The organism is Herbidospora solisilvae, assembly GCF_009901565.1.
Lineage (GTDB): Bacteria > Actinomycetota > Actinomycetes > Streptosporangiales > Streptosporangiaceae > Herbidospora > Herbidospora solisilvae.
The window spans coordinates 254,739-268,368 of record NZ_WXEW01000002.1; the positions used below are offsets into that span (position 1 = coordinate 254,739).

The 13,630-nt window shown below is 72.0% G+C and carries 14 protein-coding genes; 3 read left to right on the plus strand and 11 right to left on the minus strand.

Features of this window, described 5'->3' with window-relative positions; all coding sequences use genetic code 11:
- Position 1: 1 nt before the first annotated feature.
- From GT755_RS40990 to GT755_RS06875, 3 genes are read right to left on the minus strand one after another with little or no spacing between them, the layout of a single operon-like run.
- Positions 2-2,242: a CHAT domain-containing protein gene (locus GT755_RS40990; RefSeq protein ID WP_161478878.1), complete on the minus strand. Its 2,241-nt coding sequence runs from the start codon at positions 2,240-2,242 to the stop codon at positions 2-4.
- The gene (locus tag GT755_RS06870) at positions 2,229-2,690 is read right to left on the minus strand and encodes a hypothetical protein (RefSeq protein ID WP_202609738.1); all 462 of its coding nucleotides are present in this window, start codon (positions 2,688-2,690) and stop codon (positions 2,229-2,231) included. The genes GT755_RS40990 and GT755_RS06870 overlap by 14 nt, the downstream gene beginning before the upstream one ends.
- The gene (locus tag GT755_RS06875) at positions 2,680-3,237 is read right to left on the minus strand and encodes an RNA polymerase sigma factor (RefSeq protein ID WP_051760487.1); all 558 of its coding nucleotides are present in this window, start codon (positions 3,235-3,237) and stop codon (positions 2,680-2,682) included. Before GT755_RS06875 ends, GT755_RS06870 begins: the two co-directional genes overlap by 11 nt.
- Before the next feature lie 310 nt (positions 3,238-3,547).
- Here GT755_RS06875 and GT755_RS06880 point away from each other — a divergent pair, with 310 nt between their 5' ends.
- Positions 3,548-4,045, plus strand: a complete 498-nt coding sequence (locus GT755_RS06880) for a DUF3145 domain-containing protein (RefSeq protein WP_161478879.1) — start codon at positions 3,548-3,550, stop codon at positions 4,043-4,045.
- 543 nt (positions 4,046-4,588) lie between these two features.
- Here the strand turns inward: GT755_RS06880 and GT755_RS06885 are convergent.
- Positions 4,589-5,521, minus strand: coding sequence for an NADP-dependent oxidoreductase (locus tag GT755_RS06885; protein ID WP_161478880.1), 933 nt, complete (start codon positions 5,519-5,521; stop codon positions 4,589-4,591).
- Positions 5,522-5,634: 113 nt separating this feature from the next.
- Here GT755_RS06885 and GT755_RS06890 point away from each other — a divergent pair, with 113 nt between their 5' ends.
- Positions 5,635-6,117 (plus strand): MarR family winged helix-turn-helix transcriptional regulator, encoded by a 483-nt coding sequence (locus GT755_RS06890; protein WP_328794215.1) that lies wholly within the window; start codon positions 5,635-5,637, stop codon positions 6,115-6,117.
- A 271-nt stretch (positions 6,118-6,388) separates the two neighbouring features.
- Here GT755_RS06890 and GT755_RS06895 read toward each other — a convergent pair whose 3' ends face one another.
- From GT755_RS06895 to GT755_RS06920, 6 genes are all read right to left on the minus strand, one after another.
- Complete coding sequence (locus GT755_RS06895; RefSeq protein ID WP_161478881.1) at positions 6,389-7,813, minus strand: acyl-CoA carboxylase subunit beta; 1,425 nt, start codon at positions 7,811-7,813, stop codon at positions 6,389-6,391.
- 22 nt (positions 7,814-7,835) lie between these two features.
- Positions 7,836-9,068, minus strand: a complete 1,233-nt coding sequence (gene fabF, locus GT755_RS06900; protein WP_161478882.1) for a beta-ketoacyl-ACP synthase II — start codon at positions 9,066-9,068, stop codon at positions 7,836-7,838.
- A gap of 43 nt (positions 9,069-9,111) precedes the next feature.
- Positions 9,112-9,351, minus strand: a complete 240-nt coding sequence (locus GT755_RS06905) for an acyl carrier protein (RefSeq protein WP_062334723.1) — start codon at positions 9,349-9,351, stop codon at positions 9,112-9,114.
- A gap of 55 nt (positions 9,352-9,406) precedes the next feature.
- Complete coding sequence (locus GT755_RS06910) at positions 9,407-10,363, minus strand: beta-ketoacyl-ACP synthase III (protein ID WP_161478883.1); 957 nt, start codon at positions 10,361-10,363, stop codon at positions 9,407-9,409.
- Complete coding sequence (locus GT755_RS06915) at positions 10,360-11,271, minus strand: ACP S-malonyltransferase (protein ID WP_161478884.1); 912 nt, start codon at positions 11,269-11,271, stop codon at positions 10,360-10,362. Before GT755_RS06915 ends, GT755_RS06910 begins: the two co-directional genes overlap by 4 nt.
- A gap of 116 nt (positions 11,272-11,387) precedes the next feature.
- The gene (locus GT755_RS06920) at positions 11,388-12,488 is read right to left on the minus strand and encodes a PucR family transcriptional regulator (RefSeq protein WP_062349167.1); all 1,101 of its coding nucleotides are present in this window, start codon (positions 12,486-12,488) and stop codon (positions 11,388-11,390) included.
- Positions 12,489-12,600: 112 nt separating this feature from the next.
- On the opposite strand from GT755_RS06920, the gene GT755_RS06925 reads away from it, so the two are divergent.
- Positions 12,601-13,275, plus strand: a complete 675-nt coding sequence (locus GT755_RS06925) for a helix-turn-helix domain-containing protein (RefSeq protein ID WP_161478885.1) — start codon at positions 12,601-12,603, stop codon at positions 13,273-13,275.
- On the opposite strand, the gene GT755_RS06930 is transcribed toward GT755_RS06925, so the two are convergent.
- Positions 13,235-13,621, minus strand: coding sequence for a VOC family protein (locus GT755_RS06930; protein ID WP_161478886.1), 387 nt, complete (start codon positions 13,619-13,621; stop codon positions 13,235-13,237). The two genes, GT755_RS06925 and GT755_RS06930, sit on opposite strands and share 41 nt — an antisense overlap.
- Positions 13,622-13,630 lie beyond the last annotated feature (9 nt).

Sequence of the window (13,630 nt, forward strand, 5' to 3'; positions counted from 1 at the left end):
ATCAACCGGTGCCGAAGCAGGCGAATCCCGGCACGTCGGTGGTCGTGGCCGCCGCCGCGAGGGCCTGGGCCGGGGGCTCCCCTTGGGCGAGCAGCCGGTGGAACTCCACCATCAGGCGGGCCGCCTCGTCGTCGCGGACCGGGACGATGCCCGCGATCACCGTGCTCGCTCCTCGGTCGAGGAAGGCTCCCGCCAGCCCGAACGCCGCGCCGTCGGCGGGGGCCGAGGCCATGCCGGCGTCACATGAGGACAGCACCACGAGGGGCGGCACCCGCGTCAGGCGGAAGAACTCGTGCACCAGCAGCGGGCCGTCGTCCAGGAGGATGCTGGACATCATCGGCCGCCGCCCGGAGAAGATGCCGTGGGCGGCGATGTGCACGATGCCCGCCCGCCCGAGAGCCGCCAGCAGAGCGCCCCGCGTGGCGGGCACCCGCTCTCCCTTCTCGTGTACGCCCACCACCGCCGCCACCTCCTCCTCGGCATGGGCCAGATCGGGCCCCGCGAGCGCAACCACCGGGCCGCCGGCCCTCCGGCGCGCGACGGCCAGCGCGGCCGACGGCGCGACCGACACGGCCCGGCCGCGCAGCGACGGCAACAGCGACCAGGGCAGGGAGTGCAGCGCGACGGTGGGGACCATGCTGACCGCTCCCGGCGGCAGCCCGAGCGGCCGGATCAGGGCCTCGTCGAGGGTCGACAGCTCCCGCATGAGTCCGGGTGACAGCCCTTCCTCGCCTTCCGGACGGGTGTCGCGGAGGTTCCTCCTGCGGAGGTTGTAGCGGATCCGCACCATCGCCTCGGTGACCGCCGACAACGACCCCAGGTCATGCAGCGAGACCCGGTCGCCGTGGGCGACGACGGCGTGCAGGGCGTCCTGGTCGCGTACCAGCTCGACCAGCACCTCTGGTCGCCCGGCCACCGGCTCGGCGCCGCTGACGAGAGCCCGCCACCGCTCCGACCAGAGCAGCACCTTGTCGGCGCTCTGCTGCCTGATGACCAGCTCCAGCCCGAGCGTCGCGATCTCCTCGGCCACCCGGGAGACGCGCCAGCGCTCATCGGCGAGCCGTTTCACGTGAGGGACGGCGCCGAGCGTCGACGTCCCGAAATTTCGGGACATGCGCATGGCTTGGCCCGACTCCGAGATCGGTGGCGGCGTCGTGCGGTGGAACCCCGCAGGATCCGTCCCCGTGCCATATCGCTTGGAAATTTCGTCTGGTAGCCGGATGGATTCGCCGCAAGCGGGAGTGGCGTTCCTGCCGGGATCTCCAGCCTTCGTATCCCGATGCCGACTCATCGGCAGAGGCGTCGAACCCGGCGTCTCGGTGACACTCCCCGCAGCCGTGTCCGAAGCCAGCCGTGCCATCTCCCGGAGCGATTCGGTGAACCCTCGTTGGGCCAGTTCGAGCGCCTCGCCGAGATCGCCGCCTGCCCATCGCCGCAACGCTTCGGCGTGGAACCGCGTGGCCACACAACCCGACCCGTCCCGAACCCGGTCCAGCATCCGCTGCGCCACCACCAGCCCGCCGAGCCCACGACCGCATCGGCGCACGAACGCCGACACCGCGAACAGCCGCAACTCGTCGGCCTCCGACCGCCATCCTGCAGCCTCCAACTCGTCGGCCCCGGCCGCGCACTCGCCGAGGAGCCCGTCATCGGGCCCGGTTTCGTCCGCCCGAGCACCCAACCCGGCTGACAGCCCGTCGTGGAAACCTGACGCGGCCTGTCGCAACACGTCATCGAGTCTGGTCCTGTGAGTCGGCAGCCCAGCCGACACCGTGCCTCCGAGCCCGCTCCCGTCCGCCTGGGTCGGCCGCCTCTGTGGAGGCCCGTCTTCAAGCCCGCTCTCCGCCCTCTGCGCGAGCCGCGCCCGCAGCAGCACGTCCCGTGCCCTCGGTTCCCACGTCGCCCGCCCCAGCCGACGGAACTCCGTCAGCGCCGTCGATGCCGTGTCCTCGGCTCGCCGGACGTCTCCCGTCAGCAACTCCACCGTCGCCAGCAGCAGCCGGGCATGGGCGGTAGCCGGGCGGGTCGAGGTCAGGTCGGGCAGAGCCAGTTCCAGGAGCATCCGGGCCTCGCCGGGCAGGCGTGCTCCGACGAGGGCCGCGGCGAACTCGGCGCGGGTGAGGGCCAGGCGCTCCGGGGACTCGTACAGGCGGTCCTCGGCGGTCAGATGGACGTCGAACGCCGCCAGGATGTCGGCGCGCCGGGCCGCCGCGAACGGGCCGTAGGACTCAGGCGCGGACACGCAGCCAGCGGGTGACCACCGGGGCGTCGCTCGGGCGGTGATAGGCCACGCTCACCCAGCCGGGCGGGAGGCCGGCCACGGCGAACTGACCGTCGGCCGAGGGCACCCGGACCTTCGTCAGGTGAGGGGTGCGGACCTCCACGTAGGCGCTGGGCGCGGGCGGCGGGCTCACCTGGCCGGCGATCTCCAGGCGGCCCTCGGTGATGGTCGTCTCGACGTCGAGGGTCGTGTCGCCGGCCGCGAACCGGTGCATCTGGGGCTTGCCGCCCGCCCGCGCGCCGGAGGCGGCCGTCAGGTCGGCCGGGGTGGCGACGACGCAGCCGGGCAGGCGCATCGCGAGCGCGGCCATGGCGTCGGCGGCGAGGCGTCCGGGTGCGGGGTCGGCCTGGGCCGCCAGGCGCATCGCCGCCAGCATGTACGTCTCCAGCGCGGCCTCGTCAGCACTCAAGGGGATCCTCCGCGAGTAATGTCCGGAGTTTGGCCGAACACCGCGCCCGGGTCGGCCCCACGCTCCCGACCGGGAGGTGCATTCGGGCTGCGACCTGCGCATACCGTACATCTGGATTGAGGGCGAAGAGCCGGAGCATGGTCCGGCACGGCTCGCTGAGCCGGGACACGCGCGACCAGAGGGTGCGCCCGTAGTCGGCCTCGACGATCTCCGTCGTCGGGTCGGGCGCCGCCAGGGTGGGATGTTCGTAGAGGTCCGGCGGGTCGGCCGGGAACTCCTGCCCGGCCTTGCGGCCGAGCCGCAGCGCCTCGCGCCGCGTCGTCGTCATCAGCCACGCGCCGACCGCCCGCGGGTCGCGGATGCGGTCGACGCTCTCGACCAGCCGGAGCCACGCTCCCTGTACGGCGTCGGCCGCGTCGGCCGCCCCCAGGCCCGCCGCCCGCGCCACGGCCCACATCTGACCGTTGAAGCTGGCGACCAGCTCGGACCATGCGTGGTCGTCGAGCAGATCAAGAGGGATCGATTCGTCGTGGACCTCGAAAAGCACGCGTCACTGACCCTTTCCGCACCAGCCTCACCGACTGTGCTGACAGAGGAGCGTTGCGTGAGCAACTCTAACCATGGTGTCCGGCGCGGTCCGGTGAGATCGCGGAATTCCGGAAGGATGGCCAACTTCCACGATCGCGCCGATTTACGCCTTCAGGAGAGACCGATTCGCCGGGCGGCCAAGCGGGAATCGGTATGACCCTCCTCTGGTGCCTCGCCGCGACGGACGGTAGTCTCTCCTAGAGTCACTTGTGATCATCCCAGTATGAGGCCGTTGGGGAAGGCGCACCTCGTACGAATCGGGAGGTCCGGTGGCTGCTGCTCGTGGCGTCCTGTACGTCCACTCGGCTCAGCCTGCGCTGTGCCCACACATCGAGTGGGCCGTCGCAGGCATTCTTGGCGTTCCCGTCGACCTGACGTGGACGCCCCAGCCCGCTGCGCCCGGCGCCCTGCGCGCCCAGGCCGAATGGGAGGGGCCCGCCGGCGTCGCCGCCAAGATCACCTCTTCGCTCATGGGGTGGCAGCGCATCCGCTTCGAAATCACCGAAGACCCGTCGCCGGGCTGCGACGGCTCCCGCCATGCGTACACGCCGGCCCTGGGAGCCTTCACGGCGACCATCGGCGTCAACGGCGACATCCTCATCCCGGAGGACCGCCTCCGGAACGTCATGCTGATGGCCAGCCAGGGACGCGTGGTCCTGGAGGACGAACTCGACAAACTGCTCGGCAAGCAGTGGGACGAGGAACTGGAGTCCTTCCGGTACGCCGGCGAGGGCGCTCCGGTCCGCTGGCTCCACGCGGCCGTCTAGCGGGCGAAAGGGCGCACGACATCTGGCCGCGCGCCCTGCCGTCCTTCGTCACGACCACGGGCCGGGGCCGTCTTACCCGGCCGCCACCTCTCGCCGCGATTGCCGCCGGGCGTTGAGGTGTCTGCGTGTGTCCTGCCGGCCATCGGCTGGATTGGCCTTACCTGGCCGTGGCCTCCCGCGACGTGCGCGTCAGTGTAACAACGCACGGATTTGTGCCCTCCCGCTCATCGCTACTGCGGTCTCATGTAGCGGGCATTCGTGGGTTCTCGTCGCTCGTATTGAGGTTCTTGTGGGTAGGTGGCGGTATTGCCCGTCCTTTCGAGCGGCAGTTTCAGGCGTCCCCGCATCGGGCCTGTTTCGGACTTCTCCTCGCTTAGTGGAATCGTTTCGGTTCAGGTGTCTGCCTGATTGCGGATGCACGACTGGGGACGCGGGTGACGGGAGGCTCACCCTTTCGCCACCTTCGCGGGCAGAGGGGCGTAGCCCTCAAGTGGTGCAGGTCGGGCACCCGACCCCTGTCCCGCGCGGTTGGGCGTCGTGTCGTCAGGCCGGGTACAGGATCGTCTTGCCGGGAAGCCGACCAGTGACCGCCTCGTCGTGTACGGCCGCCAGATCGGTCAGCGGGCGGCGCGCGGCGACGTGGATTCGCAAGGTCCCGGCGTCGACCCGGGCCACGAGGTCGGTGAGCTGGGCGGTGTCACTGCGGACGAACATGCGCACCGCCCGGACGCCGCGTCCCACACCCTCCGGGACGGGCCCGGTCGTGCTGATGAGCACACCCCCGTCGGCCACCAGCTCAGCCAGGGCCGCCGTCTCCTCGGAACCGGTGGGCACCAGGTTGAGGATCACGTCGAATCGGCGGCCCGCCACCGCCTCGGCGAGCGGCGTGCGGGTGTAGTCGATCACCTCGGCGGCGCCGTGGTCGCGGACGCGGGCGGCCGACCCCGGCCCGGCCGTCGCGGTCACGGTGGCGCCGTGTCCCGCGGCGAGCTGGACGGCGTATCCCCCCACGGCCCCGCCCCCGCCGTTGATGAGAACGGTGTCGCCGGCCGTGAGGGCCGCGTGCTCGAACAGCGCCTGGTACGCGGTCAGCCCCACCGCAGGGAGCGCCGCGGCGTCGGCCAGGTCGACCGAGTGGGGCGCTTTGGCCAGTAGGCCGGCGGGGACGGCCACGTACTCGGCCGCGGCGCCGCCCGACATCGGCAGGAGCGCGACGACCGGGTCGCCCACGGCCCAGCCGGTCACGTCGGCGCCGAGTTTGGCGACGGTGCCGGCCACGTCGATGCCCGGGATGCCGGGGAACACGACGGGGAACACCTCGCGCAGGTATCCGGCGCGGATCGTGGCGTCGACCGGGTTGAACGAGGTTCCGGCGACCTTGACGACGACCTGGCCGGGTCCGGCCGCCGGACGGTCGGTCTCCTCATGGGCGAGGACGTCGCTGGGGCCGTACTGGTGGAAGCGGATGGCCTTCATGGTTCCTCCGTAGCTAGTTGCTTCGAATTCGAATAACTTGCTTCGAGTTCAAAGCAATCCCGCCAGAAGTGTGAGCTCGGTCACATCGCGGAGAGGCCGGTACCGTTGGACGGGTGACGCTCGACGCCCGGCAGCTGGGCACCTACTTCGCCCTCATGGAGGCCGTCAGCCTCCTCCAGCACCACGTCGAGCAGCAGCTCCGCGAGGAGGGCGGCCTCAGCTCCGTCCAGTTCCAGCTGCTCGCCCGGCTCGCCCACGGCCCCGGCGCACTGACCATGACGGAACTCGCCGACGGCGTCGTCTACAGCCGCAGCGGCCTGACCTACCAGGCCGGGCTCCTGGAGAAGGCAGGCCTGATCGAACGCGGCCCGTCGCCCGGCGACGAACGCGCGATCCAGGTCGCCATCACCCAGAAGGGCCGCGACCTGGTCGAACACGTCCTGCCCGGCCATGCGGAGGTCGTCCGGAGCATGCTCTTCGATCCGCTGGCCGAGGCCGACGTGGAGACCTTGGGCACGCTGATGAACCGCGTTCGCGACCACATGCGCGCCCTGCCACCCCGCTCGGCCGCACCCCGCAGGAAGCGCTCCGAGTAGCGCTCCCTCAGCCCGATATCCCGAAATTCGGGCGGCGGCAACCGCCCGACTCAAGACACCGTCGTAGATTCAGCCGACCGGCGTTTCAGGGACCCCGCCCTGGCCGACGGACGTTGCAGGCAGCGCGCCGGCCGAAACGGGCGTTTCAGAGACCTTGCCCCGGCCCTCTCTCGCACGGCTGGGGAAGCTCTCCGCCCGCCCGGCCTGCCTAGAACGCCGGAACGCCGCCCCCGCCAACCGGCAGGAGCGGCGCTCACGACGTACAGAGAAACTAGAGCGGGATGTTCCCGTGGGCCCCCCGCGCCGGCGTCGCGCGGGCGATCACCTTGGCGATGGCCCCCCGCGTCTCCTCCGGCTTGATGACCTCGTCGACCACGCCCAGGTCCACCGCGCGGTCGAGGCCGCCGGCGATCTTCTCGTGCTCCTCGGCCAGGCGGTTCTCCAGGTCGGCCCGCTCCTCGTCGGGGACGGCGGCCAGTTCGCGCCGCTTCAGGATGCGGACCGCCGCGACCGCGCCCATGACCGCGATCTGGGCCGTCGGCCAGGCGAACACGCGGGTCGCGCCCAGGGCGCGGGAGTTCATCGCGATGTAGGCCCCGCCGTAGGACTTGCGGGTCACCAGCGTCACCCTCGGCACCGAGGCCTCGGCGAACGCGTGGAGGAGCTTGGCGCCGCGGCGCACGACGCCGTCGTGCTCCTGGCCGACGCCCGGCAGGTAACCGGGCACGTCGACCAGCACCACCAGGGGCACCCCGAACGCGTCGCACATGCGCACGAAACGGGCCGCCTTCTCGGCGGAGGTCGAGTCGAGGCAGCCGCCCAGGCGCATCGGGTTGTTGGCGATGACGCCGACGGTCCGGCCGCCGAGCCGGCCCAGGGTCGTCACGATGTTGGGCGCCCACTTGGGGTGGAGCTCCACGCCCGGCTCGTCGAGCAGGCCGTTGACCAGCGGCTTCACGTCGTAGGCGCGGCGCACGTTGTCGGGCAGCAGGGTCGAGAAGTCGACCTCGCCGACCTCGCCGAGCCGGACCCGGCCCTGGTGGCCGAGCAGCGTCGCGACCTGGCGGGCCTTCAGCAGGGCCTCGGGCTCCGACTTGGTCACGATGTGGACGACGCCGCTGCGCTTGCTGTGGGGCTCGGGGCCGCCCAGCGAGGCCATGTCGATCGTCTCGCCGGTCACCGAACGGACGACGTCGGGGCCGGTCACGAAGATGCGGCCCTCGTCGGCGAGGATCACGATGTCGGTCAGCGCCGGGCCGTAGGCCGCGCCGCCGGCCGCCGCGCCGACCACGACGGAGATCTGCGGCACGATGCCCGACGCCTTCGTCATGGCCGCGAAGACGCGGCCCACGGCGTGGAGGGACTCCACGCCCTCGGCGAGGCGGGCGCCGCCCGAGTGCCAGACGCCGATGATCGGCACGCGCTCGCGGACCGCCACGTCGTAGGCGTGGACGATGTGCTCGCAGCCCTCGGCGCCCATCGCGCCGCCCTGGACGCGGGCATCGCTGCAGAACGCCACGACGGGGACGCCCTCGACGCGGCCGGTGACCGCCAGGGCCCCGCTCTTGTCCTGCGGCGAGATCAGCCGCATGGAACCCTCGTCGAGCAGGTGGCCCAGCCGGACGACGGGATCGCGGGGGTCGGCCGCCTCCTGGTCGGAGGCGGCGGTCACCACCCTGTTGTCAACGACAGTCATTGCGTCCCTCTCAGAGCGCTGATCAAGCAGTGGTGAAGGCGACGGCGACGTTGTGGCCGCCGAAGCCGAAGGAGTTGTTGATCGCGGCGAGCTGCCCGTCGGGGAGCTTGCGCGGCTCGCCGCGCACGATGTCCACGTCGAGGCCGTCGGCCGGGTCGTCGAGGTTCGCGGTGGCGGGCACGATGCGCTCGCTCAGCGCCAGGATCGTGAAGACGGACTCGATGCCGCCCGCGCCGCCCAGCAGGTGACCGGTCATCGACTTGGTCGAGGTGACGAGCGGGGAGCCGGGGAGCGCCTCGCGGATCGCCCGCGCCTCGATCTCGTCGCCGACCGGCGTCGAGGTGGCGTGGGCGTTGACGTGGCGGACGTCGGCGGCGCTGATGCCCGCGTCGGCGATGGCCGTCAGCATCGCGGTCTTGCCGCCGATGCCGCTCGGCTCCGGCGCGGAGATGTGGTGGCCGTCGGAGGTGATGCCGACGCCGGCCGCGACCGCGTAGATCCTGGCGCCGCGGGCCTTCGCGTGAGCCTCCGACTCCAGGACGACGATGCCGGCGCCCTCGCCGAGCACGAACCCGTCGCGGCCCTTGTCGAAGGGGCGCGAGGCGCGGTGGGGCTCGTCGTTGCGGGTCGACATGGCGCGCATGGCCGCGAACGAGGCCATGTTCAGCGGGTGGATGGCCGCCTCGCTGCCCCCGGCGACGACGACGTCGGCGCGGCCGGAGCGGATCATCTCGATGGCCTGGCCGATCGACTCGGCGCCGGTCGCGCAGGCGCTGACCGCCGCGTGGGTGCCCGCCTGGGCGCCCAGGTCGATGGAGATCCAGCCCGCGGCGCCGTTGGGCATGAGCATCGGGACGGTGTACGGCGAGAGCCGGTTCCATCCCTTGTCACGGTAGGTGTCGTAGGCCTGGAGGATCGTGTTGATGCCGCCGATGCCGGAGCCGACGACCACGCCGAGCCGGGTCGGCTCGACCTCGGGGGCGCCGGCGTCCTGCCAGGCCTGGCGGGCGGCGATCAGGGCGAACTGCTCGTAGCGGTCGAGACGCCTGGCCTCGGGCCGGGGCAGCACCTCACCGGGGTCGACCGCCGCGATGCCGGCGAACTTCGCCGGGACGGTGTCGACCCAGTCTTCGGTGAGGGTGCGGATGCCCGACCGCCCGTCGAGGAGCGCCGCCCAGGTCGAGGCGACGTCTCCACCAAGGGGCGTCGTCGTGCCGAGTCCGGTGACGACGACTCGCACCCGGTTGGTACTCACTTTGGCTGCACTCCTCTACGGTCGAACGGTTGCGCTGGGGAACTCAGTTCTGGATGAAGTTGATGACGTCCTTGACGGTCTTCAGGTGCTTGAGCTGGTCGTCGGGGATCTCCGCGCCGAACTCGTCCTGGGCCGCCACGGCGATCTCGACCATCGACAGCGAGTCGATGTCCAGGTCGTCGACGAAGCTCTTCTCCGGCGTCACCTCGGACGCGGGAATCCCGGTGATCTCGTTCACGATCTTGCCGAGGCCTGCCAGGATCTCCTGCTCGGTGGCTGCCATTTCTCTCCTTTGAGTGGTGTTTCTGGGTTTTCGTACGGCGAAGACCGTACAGGCATTAAGGGATCTCGATGACCTGGGAGGCGTAGGTCAGGCCCGCCCCGAAGCCCAGGAGGAGCGCGAGGCCGCCCGAGGGCACCTCGCCCTGTTCGATCATGCGCGACAGCGCGAGCGGGATCGACGCGGCCGAGGTGTTGCCGGCCAGCACGATGTCGCGGGCGACGACGGCCTTCTCGGCGCCGAGCTTGCGCGCGATGGCCTCGATGATGCGCAGGTTCGCCTGGTGGGGCACGAACGCCGCCAGGTCGGCGGGAGCCACGCCCGCACGCTCGCAAGCCTCCTTGGCCACCGGGTGAAGGGCCGTGGTGGCCCAGCGGAACACCGTCTGACCTTCCTGGTGGAGGGACGACGACCGGTCCTGGATCATGATGGCGTCGGCCTTGTCGCCCGCGCTGCCCCAGACGACCGGGCCGATGGCCGGGGTCTCGGACGGCACGACGACCGCCGCGCCGGCCCCGTCGGCGAAGATCACCGAGGTGGCGCGGTCGTTGATGTCGACCCACTGCGTGAGCTTCTCGGTGCCGATGACCAGCACGTTCTTGGCCGAACCCGCGCGGATCGAGTCGCTGGCCGAGGCGAGGGCGTAGCAGAAGCCCGCGCAGGCCGCGTTGAGGTCGTAGGCGCCCGGCGCCTCGATGCCGAGCCGGTGGGCGACCCGCCCGGCCAGGTTCGGGATCGGGGCCTCGGGGGTGCAGGTCGCGACGATCACCAGGTCGATGTCGGCGGCGGCCAGGCCGCTCGCGGCCAGCGCCTTGCCGCCGGCCTGCACGGCCAGGTCGATCTCGGACTCCTCGGGACCGGCGAAGCGGCGCTCCTTGATGCCGACCCGGCTCTGGATCCACTCGTCGTTCGTCTCGATGATCTTGGCGAGATCGTCGTTGGTGACCACGTTCGCCGGCTGGTAGTGGCCGAAGGCCAGCACCTTGGCGCCCGGCGCCCCCGCGGGCAGCTTCACTTGATCGCCTCCTTGGCGGCGTCGAGGGCCGGGGTCAGGTCGGCGGGGGTCTTGAGCGCGACGGTCACGGAACCGGGCAGGCCGCGCTTGGCCAGGCCGGTCAGGGTGCCGCCGGGCAGCAGTTCGATCATGGTGACGGGGGTCTCGCCGGCTTCGCGTGCCATGGTCTCCATGCACAGGTCCCAGCGGACCGGGTTGCTCACCTGGTTCACCATGCGGTCGAGGGCGTCGCGGCCCGACATGACGACCGCGCCGTCGGCGTTGGACAGCAGCCGGATCGCCGGGTCGGCGGGGGCGACGTCGGCCGCGGCGGCGCGCAGCCGCTCGACGGCCGGAGCCATGTGGTGGGTGTGGAAGGCCCCGGCGACCGCGAGGGCGCGCAGGCGGGCCCGCTGCGGCGGGTCGGCCTGGAGGGCCTCCAGCTGCTCCAGGGTGCCGCCCGCGACGATCTGACCGGCGCCGTTGTTGTTGGCGGGGGTCAGGCCGTGCTTGGCGAGGGCGTCGAGGACGTCGACGCCGCCCAGGACGGCGGTCATGCCGGTCGCGGTGACGGCGGCGGCCTCGGCCATCGCCCGGCCGCGCTCGGCGACCAGCGAGACGGCCTGGTCGGCGGTGATCACACCGGCCAGGGCGGCCGCGGCGAACTCGCCCACGCTGTGGCCGGCGACCAGGTCGGCGGTGACGCCGAGCTCCTCGAAGGCGGCCAGCGCGGCGGCCACCAGAAGGGGCTGCGCGACGGCCGTGTCGCGGATCTCCTCGGCCTCGGCGGTGGTGCCGTAGGCGACGAGATCGAGCTTCGCGATCTCGGACCATGCTGACAGACGGTCACGGAATCCGGGGAGCTCCAGCCACGGACTCAGGAAGCCTGGAGTTTGGGCGCCTTGTCCCGGCGCGACGATGACGAGCACGGTACCACCCTGCCCTGTAGCCCTTCGACACAGAGCTGGGGATCCGAACGAACTTCTGCCCGCCTCTGTTGTGGAATCCCTACAGTTCCGGTTTCTCCGCAATTAATAGACGGCGGTCAGATTACGGTCAGTCGACCGAGTATCAACCCAACCTGAAGGGTGAATGCGGACCGCCCCTCCGTCGGGGTGTAGCCGGTCAGCTCGGCGATCTTCCTGAGCCGGTAACGCACCGTGTTCGGATGGACGAACAGCAGCCGCGCCGTCGCCTCCAGCGAGGTGCCCTGTTCGAGGTAGGTCGCCAGGGTGTCGAGGAGCGGGGTGCCGGCCAGCGGTTTGAACACGTTCTCGACCAGCGCCGCGCGGGCGTCCTCGTCGCCGTCGATGGCCCGTTCGGCGAGCAGGTCGTCGGCCAGCACGGGCCGGGGCGCGTCGGGCCACCCGGCGGCGGCCCGCAACCCGGCGATGGCGGCCCGCGCCGACCGGGCGGCGGCGTGCAGGTCGGGCACCTCCGGGCCGATCACGATCGGGCCGGCGGCGAACCTCGGCACGACCAGGCGGGCGGCCTCCTTCATACTGTCGGCCCCGCCGACGATCACGATCAGCCGGTCGCCCTGGACCCCGGCGAGCAGGTCGTGGCCCGCCCGCCGGCCCCGGTCGCGCAGGCCGTCGATGACGCTCTGGGGGTCGTCGCCCGGGGCGTGCCCGGCGAAGACGACCACGGGGGCGGAGGTCCAGCCGAGGGCGGCGGCCCAGGAGTGGAGGCCGTCGTCGACCTCGCCCCGGACCAGCGCGTCGACGATCAGGGCCTCCAGCCGGGCGTCCCACGACCCCCGGGCCTCGGCCTCGCGGGCGTAGACCTGGGCGGCGGCGAAGGCGACGTCGCGGGTGTAGCGCAACATCGCGTTGCGCAGCACCTCCTCGCCGCCGGGCGCGGCGAGCTCCTCGACCTCGGCCTCGACCACCTCGACCACGATGCGGACCAGGTCGACGGTCTGCTGGAGGGAGACGCTGCGCTTGAGCTCGCGGGGCGCGGTGCCGAAGAACTCGATGCTCGGGGTCGGGCGGCCCTGCCCGGCGTGGCCGAACCACTCGACGAAGGCGGCGATCCCGGCCTGGGCGACCAGGCCGACCCAGGAACGGTCCTCGGCCGACAGGGCGCGGTACCAGGCGAGCTGCTCCTCCATGCGGGCCATCGCGGCGGTGCCCAGACTCCCCATCGCGCGGTCGAGCCGCCGCGCCGTGTCTTCACGCACCCTGTCGTTCACGGTTATAGCGTGCCAGGTCGCCTGCGCGGATTCGCCAACGGTGGGGCCGTGGCAAGCTGGGACGGTGTACCGGGAACGGCCGTCGGTGATCCCCGGCGCGGTCGTCTGGCAGACGCCTCCCGCGTCGGCCGAGGGCGAGCGCCGCATCCTCCCCGACGGCTGCATGGATCTGCTCTGGACGTCGGGCCGGCTCGTGGTGGCCGGGCCCGATGCGGTGGCCTACGTCACCTCCGTCGTCCCCGGAGCCGGTTACACCGGCCTGCGGTTCGCGCCGGGAGACCTGCCGGAGCTGCTCGGCGTGGCGGCTCATGAGCTGCGCGACCGCCGGGTTCCGCTCGACGAGATCTGGCCGGTCCGCCGGGTGCGCGCCCTGGAGAACCGGCTGAGCGGTGGCGGGGGGATCGAGGCGGTGGCGGCCGACCTGCGGCCCGATCCGCTGGTGCGGGCCGCCGTGGGGCTGATCGGCGGCGGGCTTGGCGTGGCCGCCGCGGCCGGCCGCCTCGATCTGGGCGAACGCCGCTTCCACCGGCTCTGCCTGCGCGCCTTCGGCTACGGGCCGAAGACGCTGGGCCGCATCCTGCGGATGAACCGGGCGCTGGAGAGGGTGCGGGCGGGGGGAGCGTTCGCCCAGGTGGCCCACGACGAGGGCTACGCCGACCAGGCCCACCTCGCGCGGGAGGTCCGGGCGCTGACCGGCGTCACGCTGACGGATCTAGCGGGGCGTACAGGTCGACGCTGATGCCGTCGGGGTCGGTCAGGACCGCGTAGCGCTGGCCCCAGAAGGCGTCCCACGGCGGGAGGTGGCCGAACTCGGCCATCTCGGCGTAGGTCGTGTCGACCTCGGCCGCGTCGTCGCACTGGAACGCGAGGCCCGTCCGGCCGGGGCCCGGCGTCCATTCGGGGTCGAACGACTTGATGGTCTCCTCGGTGTCCCAGCAGAGGCGGAAGCCGCCGGGCAGGGTCACCTCGACGTGGGGCTCGCCGTCGGCCTCGGCCGGGAGGTCCAGGCCGAGGCGGCGGTAGAAGGCGAGCGACCGGCCCATGTCGCTGACGACCAGGCCGATGACGTTGAACTGGATTGCCATGGTCCGACG

Bases quoted from the DNA above. Each gene is read 5' to 3' on its own strand.
- GT755_RS06885 (WP_161478880.1), bottom strand. From the start codon at position 5,521: ATGAAGGCCATCCGCTTCCACCAGTACGGCCCCAGCGACGTCCTCGCC.
- GT755_RS06895 (WP_161478881.1), bottom strand. From the start codon at position 7,813: ATGACTGTCGTTGACAACAGGGTGGTGACCGCCGCCTCCGACCAGGAG.
- GT755_RS06905 (WP_062334723.1), bottom strand. From the start codon at position 9,351: ATGGCAGCCACCGAGCAGGAGATCCTGGCAGGCCTCGGCAAGATCGTG.
- GT755_RS06920 (WP_062349167.1), bottom strand. From the start codon at position 12,488: ATGGGGAGTCTGGGCACCGCCGCGATGGCCCGCATGGAGGAGCAGCTC.
- GT755_RS06930 (WP_161478886.1), bottom strand. From the start codon at position 13,621: ATGGCAATCCAGTTCAACGTCATCGGCCTGGTCGTCAGCGACATGGGC.